At 52.3% G+C, this 15,398-nt stretch carries 15 protein-coding genes and 1 pseudogene; 10 read left to right on the top strand and 6 right to left on the bottom strand.

From position 1 onward, the window contains the following. Positions 1-68: 68 nt before the first annotated feature. The 4 genes from MR935_RS00080 to MR935_RS00065 all read right to left on the bottom strand — a co-directional run bounded on the left by MR935_RS00080 (position 69) and on the right by MR935_RS00065 (position 4,785). Positions 69-2,417: a heavy metal translocating P-type ATPase gene (locus MR935_RS00080; protein WP_290569950.1), complete on the bottom strand. Its 2,349-nt coding sequence runs from the start codon at positions 2,415-2,417 to the stop codon at positions 69-71. Positions 2,418-2,421: 4 nt separating this feature from the next. Then, on the bottom strand, positions 2,422-2,796 hold the full coding sequence (locus tag MR935_RS00075) for an ArsR/SmtB family transcription factor (RefSeq protein ID WP_442862992.1): 375 nt from the start codon (positions 2,794-2,796) through the stop codon (positions 2,422-2,424). Positions 2,797-3,387: 591 nt separating this feature from the next. Beyond that, positions 3,388-4,311 carry an SPFH domain-containing protein gene (locus tag MR935_RS00070; RefSeq protein WP_290569947.1) on the bottom strand — a complete coding sequence of 308 codons (924 nt, stop codon included), beginning with the start codon at positions 4,309-4,311 and terminating at the stop codon, positions 3,388-3,390. Between the two features lie 36 nt (positions 4,312-4,347). Continuing rightward, entirely contained in the window at positions 4,348-4,785 is a 438-nt protein-coding gene (locus MR935_RS00065) for an NfeD family protein (RefSeq protein WP_290569946.1), read from the bottom strand. Between the two features lie 384 nt (positions 4,786-5,169). Between MR935_RS00065 and MR935_RS00060 the strand changes: the two genes are divergently transcribed. The 8 genes and pseudogenes from MR935_RS00060 (at position 5,170) to MR935_RS00025 (ending at position 12,351) form a co-directional block, all read left to right on the top strand. Further along, a complete protein-coding gene (locus tag MR935_RS00060; RefSeq protein ID WP_290569945.1) occupies positions 5,170-6,879 on the top strand; it encodes a DUF342 domain-containing protein in 1,710 nt (569 codons plus the stop codon). Positions 6,880-6,918: 39 nt separating this feature from the next. Beyond that, the gene (locus MR935_RS00055) at positions 6,919-7,395 is read left to right on the top strand and encodes a chemotaxis protein CheX (RefSeq protein ID WP_290569944.1); all 477 of its coding nucleotides are present in this window, start codon (positions 6,919-6,921) and stop codon (positions 7,393-7,395) included. Positions 7,396-7,402: 7 nt separating this feature from the next. Continuing rightward, positions 7,403-7,768, top strand: coding sequence for a response regulator (locus MR935_RS00050; RefSeq protein ID WP_290569942.1), 366 nt, complete (start codon positions 7,403-7,405; stop codon positions 7,766-7,768). A gap of 494 nt (positions 7,769-8,262) precedes the next feature. Next, positions 8,263-8,826 (top strand): 6-pyruvoyl trahydropterin synthase family protein, encoded by a 564-nt coding sequence (locus MR935_RS00045; protein WP_290569940.1) that lies wholly within the window; start codon positions 8,263-8,265, stop codon positions 8,824-8,826. Between the two features lie 339 nt (positions 8,827-9,165). After that, the gene (locus MR935_RS00040) at positions 9,166-10,542 is read left to right on the top strand and encodes an MBOAT family O-acyltransferase (RefSeq protein ID WP_290570012.1); all 1,377 of its coding nucleotides are present in this window, start codon (positions 9,166-9,168) and stop codon (positions 10,540-10,542) included. 14 nt (positions 10,543-10,556) lie between these two features. Next, complete coding sequence (locus MR935_RS00035; protein ID WP_290569938.1) at positions 10,557-11,696, top strand: DHHW family protein; 1,140 nt, start codon at positions 10,557-10,559, stop codon at positions 11,694-11,696. A gap of 300 nt (positions 11,697-11,996) precedes the next feature. Next, positions 11,997-12,257, top strand: a pseudogene (locus MR935_RS00030) (helix-turn-helix domain-containing protein). Further along, a complete protein-coding gene (locus MR935_RS00025) occupies positions 12,196-12,351 on the top strand; it encodes a hypothetical protein (protein WP_290570023.1) in 156 nt (51 codons plus the stop codon). Before MR935_RS00030 ends, MR935_RS00025 begins: the two are co-directional and overlap by 62 nt. A 319-nt stretch (positions 12,352-12,670) precedes the next feature. Here MR935_RS00025 and MR935_RS00020 read toward each other — a convergent pair whose 3' ends face one another. Further along, positions 12,671-13,723, bottom strand: coding sequence for an N-acetylmuramoyl-L-alanine amidase family protein (locus MR935_RS00020; RefSeq protein ID WP_290569936.1), 1,053 nt, complete (start codon positions 13,721-13,723; stop codon positions 12,671-12,673). A 174-nt stretch (positions 13,724-13,897) separates the two neighbouring features. Between MR935_RS00020 and MR935_RS00015 the strand changes: the two genes are divergently transcribed. After that, positions 13,898-14,137, top strand: coding sequence for a hypothetical protein (locus MR935_RS00015; RefSeq protein WP_290569934.1), 240 nt, complete (start codon positions 13,898-13,900; stop codon positions 14,135-14,137). Between the two features lie 47 nt (positions 14,138-14,184). Continuing rightward, entirely contained in the window at positions 14,185-15,006 is an 822-nt protein-coding gene (locus MR935_RS00010) for a hypothetical protein (protein WP_290569932.1), read from the top strand. 59 nt (positions 15,007-15,065) lie between these two features. Here the strand turns inward: MR935_RS00010 and MR935_RS00005 are convergent. Beyond that, positions 15,066-15,398: hypothetical protein (locus MR935_RS00005; protein WP_290569930.1), on the bottom strand; the 333-nt coding region annotated here is incomplete at its 5' end.

The raw sequence follows: 15,398 nt of genomic DNA, 5'->3' as shown, positions 1-15,398 counted from the left end.
CAGTAATGATTATAACATAATTCGAGCAAAAAAGCCATGCCGTTTGGTCGGTATGGCTCTTTGCTTTTTTATTTTGTGCCGAGCACGCGCGCCGCATTGAGCACGGTCACCACGGTCAGCAGCACATCGGCCGCGATTGCCTGCCACATCAGGGCGACGCCAAACAGCGTCAGCAGCACCAGCGCGAGCTTGATGAGCAGCACCAGCACCATATTTTGCAGGGCGATGCTGTGTGTACGCCGACAGATGCGCATCGCGTCGGACAGGCGTACCAGATTATTGGTCATGATTAGCACATCGGCAGCGTCTGCGGTTTTCTGCGAGCCGGCAGCTCCCATCGTAACACCGACATCAGCCAGCTTCAGCTCCTCGATATCGTTGATGCCGTCCCCCACATAGGCCGCGGTGCCATCGGTCGGGATAGTGCGCAGCAAAAACTCCATTTTCGAGGCCTTTTCCTCAGGCAGCAGCCCGTAATGCACAGTGTCAATACCGATTGCGTCGGCAGTCTGCTGTGCAGGCAGCTCGGTATCGCCGGTCAGGATGACCGTACGCAGCACCCCCTGCGACTTGAGCGCAGTGATCGCCTCGGCCGCTTCGGGGCGTATGACATCCTCGAGCACGATCGCACCGGCGTAATCGCCTTCGTATGCGACATAGACTACCGTGCCGCGAATATCGGGCACACCCTTCACGCCGCGGGAGATCATCAGCTTGCGGTTGCCCGCCAGCAGATTGCGGTTGCCAATACGCGCCCGCACGCCGCGCCCCGGGAATTCCTCAAATTCAGTGATTTTCTGTGGCACATTGTCATAAGCGGCCACGACCGCGCGCGCCACCGGATGCTGGGAGAGCTGCTCAGCGGCAGCAGCCAGCGCAAGGCAGCTTTCCTTATTGAACTCCTGCGTCGGATGGATATCCTTGACGCGCAGCTTGCCTTGTGTCAGCGTACCGGTTTTATCGAAAACGACCATACGCAGTTCGGCCATTTTCTCCACCGCTTCGCTGCCTTTGACGTGTACTCCCTTTTGCGATAGCCGCCCGCCTCCGCCAATAAAGCTCAGCGGCACCGAAATCAGCAGCGCGGTCGGACAGCAGACAACGACAATGGTCAGCGCGCGGTACACCCAGCTTGCCATCGAAGCGCTGGAGTGGAACAGCGGCGGGATGACTGCAAGCAGCAGCGCGAAAACAATGATGATCGGAATAATGCGCGCCGAGCCGTCGAACACACTATTTTCCAGCGAAGCGCGGCGGTTGGCCGACTGCTCCTGCACATGCAAGATCTGGCTTACTGCACAGTCCTCAAACCGTGCGGCAGCGCGGAGAAGCAGCAGCGTACCTTCATACAGGCTGCCCGCAAGCACCCTCGCGTCCTTGACGACCGGTATCGGCTCGCTTTCTCCGGTCAGCACGGTATCGTCCACTGTGCCTTCGCCGCGCAACACGATGCCGTCGATCGGGATGCGCTCGCCCGAGCGCACGAGCACAAAATCACCGACCTGCACCTCGGCGGGCGCGACATGGCGCTCCTCCCCCTGCATATTGACCAGCGAGGCCTGCACCGGAATAAAATCGACCTGCTTTGCAAGCGATTTGTGTGTTGAAGCCAGCACCAGATCGCTTATCATCTTGCCAATACCGTGCAGGATCAGCACGATGCTGGCCTCCGGCCGGCGGCCTAGCAAAAACGCACCGAAGGAGGCGATTAAAATTAGCAAGTATTCGTCAAAATATTTGCCGTGCGTAAAATTATTGGCGACCCTGATGACGATCGGCAAAACCGTGATTAGGTAAGCCACCAAGTACAGAAACGAGCCAATACCAAGACCAGACAGCAGCGCGCCCAGCACCAGAAAGACCGCCGCGATCGCCAGACGGATCAGCGTCAGTCGGATATCCATCATGCTCATCGGCTGGCGCGGCACATCCAAGCCGTTTGTGCCCCGGCGCGCGTTTTCACGGCGCAGGCGAGTCTGTTCACGGCGGCGCATTTTTGCGTGGTACCGCGCGCGCTCTATCAGTGACATTCCGGCAGTCTCATCCTCGACCTCACCCGGTACGGCAAGCGCAGTCTCCTCCAGCGCCGGCAGTGCTTCGTCGTACTCACTGCCGGCGTAGTCCTCTATATCTTCCGCATATGCTTCCTCCGCCGTCTCCTCCGGCGGCTCCGGCAGGGACTGTGTTTCAGATATATCCTCCTCCGACTGTCCGGCCGCGTCCTCTGACGCCGCAGCATCCGCCGCCCTGTCCTCTGGCGCCTGCTCGTCCGCTAAAACGGCCAGATTGGCAAGCGCGGCGCTCTCTGTCTCGACCTGCGCCAAAAGCGCTTCGGCAGAAGCGCTCTCCGGTACATCCGGCACAAGCGTCTGCTTGTCCGCAGGCTGCTGCTCAGGCTGGTCGCTGTTTTTTTTCATGCCTCTATCCCTCCTGCACATGCGCGATGCCCTGCGCCAAAATCGTTTGGATGTGATCATCGCAAAGTGCGTAATATACAGTCTTTCCGCTTTTGCGGCTTTTGACCAGCCGCGCCTGCTTCAAAAAGCGTAGTTGATGTGAAATCGCGGACTGGCTCATGCCCAAAAGATCTGCGATATCGCAGACACAAAGCTCTTCAGCGCTGAGTGCCGTCAGGATACGCAAGCGCGTTTTGTCCGAAAAAGCCTTGAAAAAGTCAGAAGCGGCTGAGGTGACTTCCTCGCACGGCATGGCCTGCCGCGCCAGACAAACCGCACCGGTGTGGATGCTGTGCTCCTCACAGCATTCTATTTCAGGTTGACGGAGCTTGCCTGCCAAGTTTACCCCTCCTGCTACACATGAGTACCTATTCAAATATAGTAGCATCCAATTAGGGTTCTGTCAAGAATCCCATGCGCCTGTTAGTGGTGGTATCGCATCATGCCTGCTACACAGTCCTATTCGATGCACTTGCTTTTCCATACGGCATACAGTAAAATAGTGGCGGAAACACAGATAGCAGATGTCACAAGTAAAAGGCGCTTTGATGCGTTGTGGTACCGCCGTGGGCGTGAGCGATCCTGCCATGGCGTTTACGAAAAAAAGAAAGGATGTGCAACCCAAGAAAAATCGCAGCCCTGTTCCTCGCATCGACTCTGTGCATGGGTGGGACTGTGGCCCGCTGAAGCAGTTTACGAGGAAAATGGCGCCCTGCAAATAGAAACGCCTGACGCACCATGCCGAAGCCGTCAAGTGGGCAGTCGAGAATGACGTGACCGCCGGCACCTCGGATACTGCATTCTCCTCTGACAGCATATGCACACGCGGCCGGATCGCCACCTTCCTGTATCGCGTGCTGACCAAGCAAGCGCAGTGCATTTTTCATGAGCGAAAAGCAGAGGAGCCTGCGGTAAGCAGGCTCCTCTGCTTTCACTTTTGCTGTGTCTGCGTCGGGTCGACCATCACTTCCTTAAAGGAGGTAGCCAGACCCGCAAGGCTCTGTATTTCGCTCGGAATGATGATCTTGGTCGCCTTGCCGTCGGCCACGCTCGTAAACGCCTCAAGCGATTTGAGCTTGATGACCTGCTCGGTCGGTGCGGCCTGATTGAGCAGCGAGATGGAGTTAGCCAGCGCTTTCTGCACGGTCAGCAACGCTTCCGCCTCGCCTTCTGCTTCCTTGATTTTGGCGAGACGGCTGGCCTCTGCACGGAGCACGGTGGATTCCTTCTCGCCCTCTGCCACCAGAATGGCTGATTGCTTCTTTCCCTCTGCCACCAGAATGGCTTCGCGGCGCTCACGCTCGGCCTTCATCTGCTTCTCCATAGACTCCTGAATGGCGGCGGGCGGAATGATGTTCTTCAGCTCCACACGGTTGACCTTGATGCCCCACGCATCGGTCGCTTCGTCGAGAATGGCGCGCATCTTGGTATTGATGATATCACGGCTGGTCAGCGTCTGGTCTAGTTCCAAGTCACCGATGATGTTGCGCAGCGTTGTCGCGGTCAGATTTTCGATTGCCGCCATCGGGCTTTCAATGCCATAGGTGAATAGCTTGGGGTCGGTAATCTGGAAATAGACCACCGTGTCGATCTGCATGGTCACGTTATCCTTGGTGATGACCGGCTGCGGCGGAAAGTCAACGACCTGTTCTTTAAGCGTCACCCGGCGGACGATGCGCTCAAACAGCGGCACCTTAAAGTGCAGGCCGGTGTTCCAAGTGCCGCGATAGGTGCCGAGCCGCTCAATGATGTAGGCTTTGGCCTGCGGTACGATGACGATATTGCTTGCCAGAAAGGCAATGAGCAGGATGGCGAGCAATATCCAGATAAGCGGAACGATAAATGAAAACGGCATATTGAAAACTCCCCTTCTCAAAAATAAATAATGACGTTATACTTTCTCTACGATCGCCTTGACGCCGCGAATCGAAACAACTTTAACCGCCGCGCCCTTGGGCACGATAGAATCATCCGCGCTGCGCGCCGTCCACAGCTGGCCAAAAACCTTGATCTCACCCACGTTCTGCATATTGTTTATCTCCTCTACGACAATCGCAGGTTCGCCGATGATGCGGTCGGCGTTGGTTGGCTCACTTTTGGTCTGTAGAAAGCGGCGGCAAAATGGACGCACCAGTATGAGCAGCGCCGCCGAGAACAGCACGAAGATCACAAGCTGCGCCGACAGATCGAGCCGGATACTCGCGGCGACCAACGCGGCCAGTGCTCCCACGGCAAACCAGATCGCGGACAGGTCGAGCGTGAACGCCTCGATCGCCACTCCAATGATGATGACGGCTACCCACACATATAAGCTTGGTATGCCAAACATAGGCAGTCCTCCTCCCTGTTTGTATCCAGTGTACCATAGCATTGCCAAAAAGTACAGAAAAAAAACAGCTGCTTCGCACGTCTCCGCGCTGCAAAATGCGCGCTCCCAAAACATGGCGTTATGATACCGGGCCGCTGCATTCTGCTTGTAAAACAGCGCTGCAACACCCTGAAAAATACTAGGAAGGAAACATATGGGAAATGTATAATTGTTCTAAAATAAGGGTTTTCTTCATAAAAAAACGGATGATACCCTTATTTTGATGCTGCAATTTGACGATTAATAAAATGAATAAGAAACATGGCCGGCCTTCCGGTATGTAAGCGTCTTTGTTTCTTATTCAAATGGTTCTGTTTCCCACAAGTTTTACGGAGAGGTGATTTTATGGATTTTGCCAAAAAAATGCTCTCTCGGCTTTTCCATCACGGCGATGAACGCGAAGATGCAGCGAGTACCGAGACGAATACGCAGCAGTCGAAGACCTCGCAGGCAGCCATGGTTGAAAATGTGCCCTCTCCTACCGAGATCGCACTGCCAGACGATCATGTGCTGTATAAGCTTTGGGATCTTTGGCGTGATGGGGTCGATGTGGGTCCTCCGCCCAAGCTGGATTTTGCACCGGAGGATCCCAAGGTCGAGCTTCCGGTTACCAACCTGTCTCACGAAAAGGGCGTATTGCGGCAGGATCTGGCTTTTCAGGCTGGTCTGAGGCTGCGGCATGCGGTAGTGCATCCGGATGACCAGCCGGCGCCCGTCTTGGACGAGATGGTGCTGACCCATCTGTCCGCCGACCAGCTGGCCGCATGGATACTGCTGCTGCCCCCTATCGGCGGTGGCCGGCAGTTGACTGCCGCGCAGATCAAGCAGGCGCTGGTCCAAAAGGGTGTGACCTTCGGTGTTGACGAGCAGCTTTTGGCTCGCCTGCCAAGCCACCCTCAGAAATACTTCCATTTGTTCTTTATTGCGCACGGCATACCGGCGATCCAAGGCAAAGACGGTATGATATCCGACCGTTTTCCACGCACGGTGGAGCGCACCATTCAAGTGGATGAATTCAATCGTGTGGATTACACCTCACTTAACTTTGTGCACAACGTTGCCGAGGGCGATGTGATTTGCGATATCAGCGATCCCATTCCCGGTAAGCCGGGTATGAGCGTTCTCGGACAGACGATCCCCGCGCGCGACGGCGTTCCGGCCACTCCGCCGAAGGGTCGTAATACCGAGCTTTCCGAGGACGGGCGGCATCTGATAGCGACGCGCGCCGGCCATGTGGAGTTTTCCGGGCGAACCTTCCAAGTCAAGCCGGTGCTTGATATTGCGCAAAATGTTGATTACAGCACCGGAAATATCAACTTTCTTGGCGATGTGTATATCCACGGCGATGTTTGCAGCGGTTTTACCGTGCGCGCGATAGGCAATATCCATGTTGAGGGTGTCGTCGAGGCCTGCACCATCGAAGCGGGCGGCGATCTGACCGTTGTCGGCGGCATCCAAGGGCAAGGCAACGCACATATCAGTGCGCATAAAAACATTTATACCAAATTTATTGAACATGCCCGCGTCTATGCGCGTGAAAGCGTGCAGGCTGACTGCGTGATCATCAGCGACGTGTATTCCGATGGCTGTCTGAGCGTCCGAACCGGCCGCGGTACCATCATCGGCGGCGACATCCGGGTATCCAAGGAGGTGCAGGCACTAACGATCGGTTCGAAGTCCGAAGCCATGACTGCGATCACGCTGGGCGGTCTGCCCTGTGAGGATTTTGAAAGAGGCCAGATATTGTCCGAGCTGCGCGAGATCGAGTACACGATGGAAAAGCTCGAGCCGCAGCCCGACAGCCCTGCCAAGTCAAGCAAGCTCGCCAAGCTGCGGCTGGATATGTATGTGGCAAAAATGAAGCTGGAAAAATTCGATAAGGATTTTGCCGCGCTGATGCCGGAAACACCCGAAAATGACGAGCGTCGTCTGATTTGCGAATCCCTCTATCCCGGCACCGTTATCGGCATAGACGGCGAATCCATCCGCATTCACGAGGTCACGCATCACTGTACGGTTCGTATGGTGGATGGCGAATTGAAATGCATCTACTGAATCATAAAAAAATTTCATATTACGAGAGAGGGCGAAGCGTTGAATCTCCGCATACAAGAGGTGTTCCTGCTCCTCATCGATCAAGTCCTGAAGGATGTGACCGATCAAGTTGGAGGTATTCGTCTGTACCGAAACGACACGCTGCCATCCGGCGAGGTTTGCACGATGCACGCCACTTTTGAAGGCGGCTATCATGCCACGCTGGTGCTGTGTGCCGAACTGCCTTTGCTGACACGCTTGGCGCAGCGTATGCTGCAGCAGGAGCATGTCTCCGCGCAGGATATTGAGGACTTGGCAAAAGAGTATTTTAATGTCATCTGCGGGCATATCGCTGTCGGGTTGTTTCGGGCCGAGCATATTTCCTCCCGCTTCAGCGTACCGCACGCCTCTGTTGGCAGCTATACGCCGGAAAAGGACACGGATGCACAAAGTGTGCTTAATTATGTAAGCGACCAAAATGAAAACGCACAGATCATCCACTGTGTGCTAAATGAATCGAAATCAATTAAGGAGTGATCGTTCAATGGGGAAGAGAGTCATGGTAGTGGACGATTCCCGCATCGTCCAGATTCAGATGGAGAAGATCCTGTCTGATACTGACTTTGAAATCGTTGCCTGCTGCGGCAGCGGCGAGGAAGCACTGAAAAAATATGAAGAATATATGCCTGATGTGGTGACAATGGATATTATCATGCCCGGTATGGATGGCCTCGAAACCGCCCGCCTGCTCTTACAAGAGCACCCCGAGGCGCGTATCCTGATGGTTTCGTCGCTCGCTTATGATGACACGATCGACGAGGCTCGTGAGATCGGCGCAAAGGGCTTTGTATACAAGCCCTTTCATCAGGAGGATGTGCTGAACTCTTTGGAGCAGGCCGTGGGCGATTGAGCCGCACGGTCTGTTGTCCCCTTTGTTGGTGGAGAGCGTCTGTTTCCTCAGGACATTATGCGGGGATAACGTATGTGGTGTAGCGCAGGGTGAGATGAGAACATCGTAAAACCCGCTATTTGGGCGTGGAACCGCGGCAGTGATATACAACGAACGAGGTTTCACAATATTCTGAGATTATGGGCGTCGGCAGCGGTCGACGTCCTTTTTTGTACCTCAAAATGCACTTTACCTTTGCATAAAATTAATTTAAAAATTTCAAAAATTAATATTGACATTATATATTATTTACTATATAATTCTTATTAAGATAAGATATCGTTGTTAAACATCTTCTCTTGATACAGTAAGAGCATAGTCCGCGGCAGATGAAATGCAAGAGCTCCTTCCCCCCTCCCTGCCACATCTGCGGGTAGAAGGGTCAGCATCTCATCAAACAAGTGCGCATACGGGCGCGTGAAACCCGTAAATAATATATAATAAGGAGAATAGTCATGAGAAGTATCACAACATTGGACCTGCAGTACGCACACAGATTCTACGGATTCAAGGGAGAAGCCCAGTACCTGCATGGACACACCGGCGTATTGACCATCGAGGTAGAGGATTCCGTTGAGCCGGGCGTCAACATGGTTTTCCCCTGCAATGAGATTCAGAAAACCGCTTGGGACGTTCTGAAGAACTTCGATCATTCGCTGATCCTCCGCGAAGACGATCCGCTGCTCCCCGCCATCCTCAGTGTTTACGAGGCGCAGGGTATCAAGGACGGCACCCCCACTAACACCATGAAGGGCCCTGCCTTCAAGACCGAGCTTGCGACCGCTTATCCGGAGTGCCGTCTGGTCGTCACCAAGGAGACCATGACCGTTGAGGGCATGATCAAGATCGTATATGATCTGCTCAAGGACAAGCTGAACATTGCCAAGATCACCTTCACCAGCGGTGTCAATGCCGGCTCGGCGGAGTTTGAGACCAAGAACAAGATTGACCGCTGCCCGTGGTGCGGCATCGCGCTGAATGAAAAGGGTGTTTGCCCGAAGTGTGGCTATAAGAAATAATCTACCCCTTTGACCCAATAATCCACTTTGTATCCCAAGCTTTAACTACTTTGCATATATCTCAACCACTCTCTTCCCAAACATAAACGGCACTCCATTTGTCAGTCAAGTATGCTATCTTGTACTGGGAAATGGAGTGCTTACTTTCTCCACGGTCACACAGCAGGTCAAGTATCACAAGTACCGTCTGTGTATAGCAGGCGATACAAGCCAGCGCCTCTCCTTGAGGGAAATTATGGCTTGAAGTTTGTTTGATTTTTTGGTATAATCGTTGTAGTTTTACAATGGTTAGAGAAATCAGTATATATGGATAATTAATACGCTTGACAGGTGTACGGAATGGTCTTTAGCAGTTTAATTTTTATATTCTTTTTTCTGCCCACGCTGTTGTTTTGTTATCACATCGTGCCCCAAAAGTGGTTGTCGGTGCGCAATGGTGTGCTGCTGGTGTTCAGCTTGTTCTTTTATTTTTACGGTGAGCCGAAGTTGATCGGCTTGCTGTTCTTTTCGATTCTGCTCAACTACACTTTTGGCTTGCTGATGCGCAGCCAGAACAAAAAAACATGGCTGATCCTATGCATTATCATTAACGTAATGATGCTCGGCATCTATAAATATCTGAATTTTTTTATCCAAACCGCCAACAGTATGTTCGGTGCATCCTTTGGGCTGCCGGATATTGTTATGCCGATTGGCATTTCGTTTTACACTTTTCAGGCGCTCAGCTATGTGATTGACGTATACCGTGGTGATGCTGCTCCGCAAAAAAATCTGCTTTCGCTGGCATTATATGTTTCCATGTTTCCGCAGCTCATTGCGGGGCCAATCGTGCGCTATCACGATGTAGATCAGCAGATCACACAGCGCGCGCATACAGCAGCCGTTTTTTCCGAAGGTATTGACCGTTTCATCTATGGTCTGTCCAAAAAAGTGCTGCTTTCCAATGTGTTCGCGCAGATCGCAGACAGCATTTTCGCGCGCTCAACGAATGAATTATCCAGTCTGTTGGCGTGGTTCGGCGCGGTGGCCTATACGCTGCAAATATACTATGACTTTTCCGGCTATTCGGACATGGCGATTGGCTTGGGCAAACTATTCGGTTTTCACTTCTTGGAAAACTTCAATTATCCGTATATCAGCCGTTCGGTCACAGAGTTCTGGCGCCGGTGGCATATGTCGCTTTCCAATTGGTTTCGTGACTATGTATATATCCCGCTGGGAGGCAACCGCTGTTCATCGCAACGGCATATTTTCAATCTGCTGGTGGTTTGGGGGTTGACCGGCTTTTGGCATGGGGCCAACTTCACCTTTCTCACTTGGGGACTATATTTTGGTGTACTGCTGATTTTGGAGAAATATGCGCTGACCCGCATCCTGGACAAGCTTCCCCGCGTGCTGACCCACATATATGCATTGTTCTTCATCGTGATTGGCTGGGTGCTGTTCCGCAGCGATTCCCTATCCTATGCGATCCGCTATCTACGCGTGATGTTCACATTTAGCCGGACGGTAGATCCAATGGTGGTGGAATACCTCGTGCGTTTCTGGCCATATTTGCTGTGCGGCGTGATACTATCCGCACCGCTGTACCAGTTGGCCGCAAGCAAGAAAGCGTATGCCATGCTCAGCTATCCGCTGATCGCAGCGCTGTTTGTGCTATGCGTGATGTCCCTGTTGAACAATAGCTATAATCCCTTCATTTATTTCCGGTTCTGACGGACGGTGAGCCTATGAAACATTTCGTTAAAATCGCCTCGTTCTGTGGGATACTCTTTTTGATCCCTGTGCTGACGCTGGTAAAGACACCGGCTTCCACCTCGTTTTATGAAAACCGCACGCTCGCGGTATTTCCACCCTTCAGCATGCAGCAGGTGCTGGACGGCAAATATTTTCCTCAGGTCGAAACCTATGTGAACGACCATCTTGCAGGACGCGACCGACTGCTGAAGCTAAATACGCTAAAAGAATTTGGGCTGCACGCTCCGGTAATCAATAACACCGTGATTTCCGGGGATATCCTGCTTCCCTATTATGGCACAGCGCTCGACCATTATGATGTAGAGGCAATGGCCCAAGAACTTGATATGCTGCAAGCACTGGACCACTACTGCAAGCAGCATGATATTGATTTTCTGTATGTCAGCATACCGGAGCAAAGCAGCGCGTTCCGAGATCGTTACCCCGCTTACTTGAACGATTCCCGCTATCAGGACGATTCCCTCCGTGTGGATTTCATGGCAGGGCTGGTCGGGCGCGGGATAGACCATCTGGATATGGCGCAATATTTATCCGCAGATTACAAGCAGTTTTACAGCAAAACCGACCATCATTACAACTTGTATGGCGCATACGAGACCTATCTGCGTGTGATGGAATATATCAACGAAAATTATTGCACAGCACCGGTCACGACCGATCTAGCAATCACGCCGCTCGACACAACGTTCCTTGGTTCGCGTAACCGCAAGCTTTTCGGCCTTTTCCAATCTGAGGACTGTCAATACACCTACAAGCTCACAGAGCCGATCCCCTTTACGCGGTATGACAATGGCAGTTCCGTCCCGGCTACCGTGTTCAGCGAAAGCCAGAAAAATATGTACAGATACTATATGGGCGGTGATGTGGCTGAGAGTATCATCCGAACAAACCGGACTGAACTGACCAATGTGCTTGTGATCGGTGACTCTTTCACCAACGCGCTGGAGACCATCCTGTATACCTCGTTTGATGAAATGCGCAGCTTAGATTTCCGTTACTATACTGAAAAAAACATTTACGAGTACTTGGCAGACTATAAGCCGGATGTTCTCGTGTATGTGCGCGATGATCTCTCCTATATTGTCACCACTGGCAACGGCGATCTGGGATAAAGCGTCCTTTCCGTTTTACAACCTGCTCCGACGCATAGGAGCAGCTTTTTTGGTGTTTCATTTCTGACCTGTGTAATAAGAAAACCGTCCCTTTGGGGACGGTTTTCTGTGGTGGACATTGACGGGTTCGAACCGCCGACCTTCCGCACGTCAAGCTACAGGCTATAAATCCTTAAAAACGCAGATATGGCGGGGGTTTTTGAGGATTTAATTTACACTGGGTGACCCCTGTTTGACCCCTGTGCAGATGATAACCAAACTCCTGCAGAATTATAAAATCATAGTTATAATTTACCGTAAATGATTAGGATTTTACTGTCCACCCGGCTTGGCGAGCGGCGGTGGACACAAGCGGATCTCGCTCGCGCAACATGTATACGCCCGAATACTATCAACGAGCTTTACCATGAGTTTGCCGATCGAATCAGCCTTTAGCACCTTGATCTGATATGTGAAGCTCTAAATTGTGAGGTTTCAGATATTATGGTGCATGAACCGAATGGAGAATCAATCCAACGAACCCGAACAGGTTCAGCTCTACATATCAGAGGCAGAATTTAATGCGTTCCTCGAAACGCTTGCCCAGCTCGTCGAGAGCAAGGTCAAGACGCCGGAAGAAGCCGCTGCTTTAATCCGGCAGGCGACGGCACAATAAAAAAGAGATAGCGGCCCTGATCAAAGCACCGCTATCCCGTACCCCTAAAGCAGAGGCAAGCCGGGAGCCTTACCCCGGCCGCCTCTATGATAACAGAGTAAGGCAAGAAAATCAAGGAGGCACACAAAAATGTTAATATCTGAATTTATCGAGCGCACAGGATTCCAGCCTACCTTCAACGAGTACCAGCAAATTGAGGACGCCTACTACAACTTCGACGGAGATAAAGACTGATGTAGGCGCACCACCCTGTATAAAAACAAAAGCCCCTTACGGGACTCAAATCCTGTAAGGGGCTTACTTTCATTATGCTACATTTTTACTTTACGATCTGATCGATCAGCGCGAACACTTCGCCGCGGGTGATCAGGTCGTCAAACCTCGTTTCGCTTATCTCTACCCCCTTGGCGATCAAGCTGTCGTAGTGCTTCTGCGCCCAGTGCTCCTTTTCCGGTTTCTCGGGATTTTCGGATGCTTCGGGTTCCTCCGGCTCGTCGTACGGGATACCAAGCGTATCCAGGATACCTTTTGCATAAGCCGCACCGAATGCCTGCTGTTCTGCCAGCGTATCGGTCTGTGCAGCGTCTGCCTTGGTATCCACAAAAACACCCTCGCAGATCACCGCCGGGCACGCCGTATCACGGATAAAGGCATAGTAGTCTCCATGGCTCCCCTGACGAGTCTTGACGCCGCGGCTGTTCTGGCCGATCTTTACCACCTGCTTCTCAATATTTTCTGCCAACGTCTTGCCAGTACCGCCATAGATCGTGTGATAGACCTCAAAACCGTCGCCGCCGCCCGAGTTGTTGTGAATATCGACCGCCAGATCAGGCGCGAAGGAGTTGCACTCCGCGACCTCCTCGGTCACCGTGTCCTCCTCGTCCTTGGTGCGGGACATCTGGACATCCACACTGTATGCGGTCAGGAAATCGCGGCAGGCCAGCGCCATATGTAGATTAGTGTCTGCCTCCTCAATGTAGCCGACCGCACCCGGGTCGCTGCCACCGTGGCCGACACCAATGAATACCTTCTTCTTGCTCACAAGTGTTTCCTCCTTCTTTGTTTTTCGTTTCATGCAAACCACGCTGCAGACAGGCCGCCCATGAGCCCCCTCACGTTCCGGTGCAAACAGGCAACCGTCATTGGCGCGGTACATGCCCGTAGAGCCGCCTGCATCCTGCACAAGCAGCAGGGCGATCGTATATCGACTGGCCGCATAGCGCGCAACCTCATCCTCTGTGCAGCCGTCCGAGGACTGCACAACGATGATCCGGCCATCTGCCAGCTCGCCGATCATATTGCGGCTGCGACGGGTGGTTTTATCCAGCGCGCAGACCACATTGTTCCGCACCGCAACCTTAACACCGCTCACCACATTCCCCTCGCTGACGGTCAGTTTCTCGCTTGTGCCGCCATAGCACCACCAAGTTGCTAAAACAGATATTATTCTAATAATTTCCAACAAACCTTGCAATAGACACAAAATTGCTTTACAATACTTATATCAAAACCTACATTCTGATCTTTTTTGTTAGGAGGCATCGATATGTGTCATGTAGAGTCAGAGCAACAGCAGGTTTCAAAAATAATAGGGACTGTACAAACTGATACCGCCATGCAGCAGCAGGCCGCACAAGCCAATCAGACCACAACATATCAGCTACCGGCACATCTCAGTTGGGAAAACGAATTCAAAACAAAAAACACCATAGAACCATTACACAGATCGAGCAGGACGGTGCTAACTGCGGCTGCTTTGCCGCGGGCATGGCGATTGCTTCGTTGATTCGCGCGCCATGGAATAAGGCTCTAGCCAGGGACGAGGCTCTAGCTATGTATGAAGCAGATACAATGGATTATGCCGTCGCAATTGCAAAAGGAATCGAGGATATCGCTATTAATGATGGACTGTCTACAATTGGTGAAATGTTCGATGCAGACGCGCTTACCGATGCCATTAATAAAGCCTTGTCCAGAAAAGAAATTGTAGGGCAGAGTAAGGCCAACAAATACCACGCTGTGACTGCGACATTCTCAAGTGACAGCCAACTGAAAGAAATATTGCAAAGAGCGTCCCAAAAACGGGTGCGCGTCTTGCTCCCTTATTGGGCCGGCGATGGATGCCAGCCCGAAACATGCATAAATCCCGAAACACGCATAATCGAAAAATGTAAGCCTGAAGACATGTTTTGTGCACATTGGTGCGGTATTAAGTTTGCTGAGTCCAGCCAAACAGAGGCAACTGTACAGTTATATGAAGGAAATCAATCAGCCACATCCACATATTTCGATATATCTTCATTGGCAAATTCCAATTTTTGCCTGTCAGACCAAATGTATTGGAAGGGCTATTTTGACATTCTCACTGATAATAACGAAATACTTTCTATCACTAAGGCATTGCGAAGTCGGGCAAGTAAATTGAAAAAACCTCCATTCAAGCAGATTTTTATAGATGAAAGTGAGCAGCAATGGAATCCTTCCTCCTCCATACCACCTATTGAGATCGCTAACTTACGTAACAAGGTGATTCTAATCGGAAAGAACGCCGATCCACCGCAAGGTGTGTCTACTGCCACTCCCCCTGCCGTTGAAGACACACCGGCGGCTTCGGCGCCAGCACAGCAAACCGCCTCCACCGGCGGCACAGAATAGAGCAAAGCCCCTCCGGCCTTTCGGCCAGAGGGGCTTTCCCGTGTCCAAATTGAACACCGTTATTTATTCACCGCCACGGCCGCGCGATATGCCACGACCGCCGCCTGCAGCTCCTCGCGCCGGATGGCGATCTCGTGCTTGCCGTCGCCCTTGATCGCACCGCACTGCATCAGCTCACGCAGCTCGGCCTGCCAATAGTCCGGTACATCGGCCACCGCCGTATACAGCGGGTTTACCTTGTCATACATCGCCTGAAACTGTTCCATCGTCATAGTTTCGTCCTCCTCCTCCGTTTCTATAACCATCTTGCCAAAGCCCTCGGCCACACCGTCCGCAATCGCGCAGGCGATATCGTTGAATCTCACCTTGTACAAGGTCATATCGTCCTTGTC

Source organism: Agathobaculum sp. (assembly GCF_022775115.1).
In the GTDB taxonomy this organism is placed as follows: domain Bacteria; phylum Bacillota; class Clostridia; order Oscillospirales; family Butyricicoccaceae; genus Agathobaculum.
Note: the sequence above shows the minus strand (reverse complement) of the source record. Positions and strands in the feature narration are given on the sequence as shown.

Coding starts and splice junctions, on each gene's coding strand:
- MR935_RS00080 (WP_290569950.1), bottom strand. CDS start 2,417: ATGAAAAAAAACAGCGACCAGCCTGAGCAGCAGCCTGCGGACAAGCAG.
- MR935_RS00070 (WP_290569947.1), bottom strand. CDS start 4,311: ATGCCGTTTTCATTTATCGTTCCGCTTATCTGGATATTGCTCGCCATC.
- MR935_RS00065 (WP_290569946.1), bottom strand. CDS start 4,785: ATGTTTGGCATACCAAGCTTATATGTGTGGGTAGCCGTCATCATCATT.
- MR935_RS00060 (WP_290569945.1), top strand. CDS start 5,170: ATGGATTTTGCCAAAAAAATGCTCTCTCGGCTTTTCCATCACGGCGAT.
- MR935_RS00050 (WP_290569942.1), top strand. CDS start 7,403: ATGGGGAAGAGAGTCATGGTAGTGGACGATTCCCGCATCGTCCAGATT.
- MR935_RS00045 (WP_290569940.1), top strand. CDS start 8,263: ATGAGAAGTATCACAACATTGGACCTGCAGTACGCACACAGATTCTAC.
- MR935_RS00040 (WP_290570012.1), top strand. CDS start 9,166: ATGGTCTTTAGCAGTTTAATTTTTATATTCTTTTTTCTGCCCACGCTG.
- MR935_RS00035 (WP_290569938.1), top strand. CDS start 10,557: ATGAAACATTTCGTTAAAATCGCCTCGTTCTGTGGGATACTCTTTTTG.
- MR935_RS00025 (WP_290570023.1), top strand. CDS start 12,196: ATGGAGAATCAATCCAACGAACCCGAACAGGTTCAGCTCTACATATCA.
- MR935_RS00015 (WP_290569934.1), top strand. CDS start 13,898: ATGTGTCATGTAGAGTCAGAGCAACAGCAGGTTTCAAAAATAATAGGG.
- MR935_RS00010 (WP_290569932.1), top strand. CDS start 14,185: ATGTATGAAGCAGATACAATGGATTATGCCGTCGCAATTGCAAAAGGA.